Annotated in this window: 2 protein-coding genes; both read left to right on the top strand. The window is 68.6% G+C overall.

The annotated features are described in order from the left end of the window. Positions 1-1,313, top strand: a 1,313-nt coding sequence (locus H926_RS30115) for a type II secretion system protein GspD (protein WP_022678315.1), incomplete at its 5' end; no start/stop codon positions are given. Continuing rightward, a partial coding sequence (locus H926_RS33900) for a hypothetical protein (protein ID WP_043611148.1) occupies positions 1,310-1,553 on the top strand: 244 nt, incomplete at its 3' end. The genes H926_RS30115 and H926_RS33900, both read left to right, overlap by 4 nt.

The following is a 1,553-nucleotide window of genomic DNA, read 5'->3' as shown; positions in this document are numbered from 1 at the left end:
CCGCGCCGGTGTCGCTGGGCAATATGGGCAGCGCTGGGGCCAGCGCCGCTGCGGGCAGCGCCAGTGCGCCGGGGCAAGAGCCGAGCGTGGCGGCCAATCCCTCCGGCGGTACCACCAGCGGCCTGGGCAATGGGCCGATCCGCCTCGATGGCGGGCGCGGCACCGCCACGATCACCCGCTATCCCGGCGCCAACGCCGTGATCATTGCCGCCCCGGCCGATGAACAGCGCCGCCTGGCCGATCTGGTTCACGCGCTCGATCTGCCGCAGCAGCAGGTGCTGGTTGAGGCGATCATCGTCGAAGTGTCTGACGATGTGGCGCAAAAACTGGGTGTGCAGATGCTCATCGGTGGAAAGGATGCGCCCTTTGCCGTCACCAGCTTTTCCAACGGCGCGGCCAATATCCTCGATCTGGCCGGCGGCCTCTATGCCGATCGGCTCGACCAGACGACCACGGTGATCAACGGCGCCACTGTCACCACCAGCACCTCTGGCGCCACGGCGGATCTCTTGCGCCAGAATGCCGCGCAGGCCGCGTTGGCGGCGCGCGGCGGCATCGCCGGTTGGGCCACCAGCCTCGGCGGATCGGGTTTTTTCGGCACCCTGATCGATGCCGTGCGGGCCGACAGCAAGTCCAACGTGCTGTCCACCCCGCACATCGTCACGAACAATAACGTTCCGGCATCGATCCTGTTCGGCAAGGAAATCCCGGTGGCCACCGGCGAGGCGCTGTCCAATTCGCTGGCCGGCGCCTTCCGCACGATCCAGCGCCAGAACGTGGGGATAGAGCTGGACGTGACGCCGCAGATCAACGCGGGCAATGCCGTGAGGCTCGATCTGCGGCAGCAGGTCAGTTCGGTGGCGGGGCCGGTCTCGTCCAGCAACAGCGAACTGGTGGTCAACAAGCGCGAGATCCGCACCACGGTGACGGTCGGCGATGGGGAGATCATCGCGCTGGGCGGCCTGCTCGACGATGCCGAGCGGCGCACGCTGGAAAAGGTGCCGTTGCTGGGCGATGTGCCGCTGCTGGGCGAACTGTTTCGTTCGCGCAGCAAAAGCCATGTGAAAACCAACCTGATGGTGTTCATCCGCCCCACCATCCTGCGCGACGGGGCAGGGCGCGCGGCGCTGACGGCGCGGCGCATGGATGCCGTGCGCGGCGCGCAGGTGGCCTATGCCCCGGGGCAGGAACCGTCGATCGATGAACTGGTCCGCGATTACCTGGGAACGGCACGGCCGGCAGCAAGCGGGGCCAGCGACACGGTGATCCGTCCGCCCGATCCGGCCGCAGTCCCAACCGGGGCGCAGCCATGACGCCGAAGCAAGACAGCGCCACCTGGCGCCCTGATTACGCGGCAGCGCGCACCATGGGCCTGCTGGTGGAAGGGCGTGAGCCAGGCGGTCTGGCCGTGGTCCTGCGCGAAGGGGCTAGCGCATTGGCCCTGCTCGATGTGCGGCGGCTGGGTGGGCCGATCGCCAGCTGGCGCCGCGTGCCACACCCAGCGTTCGAGGCGCTGCTGGCGCAGGTCTATGCCGATGGCGCCATGGCCGCCG

This window comes from Novosphingobium sp. B-7 (assembly GCF_000410615.1).
Classification (GTDB): domain Bacteria; phylum Pseudomonadota; class Alphaproteobacteria; order Sphingomonadales; family Sphingomonadaceae; genus Novosphingobium; species Novosphingobium capsulatum.
This window is presented reverse-complemented; position numbering and strand designations above follow the sequence as displayed.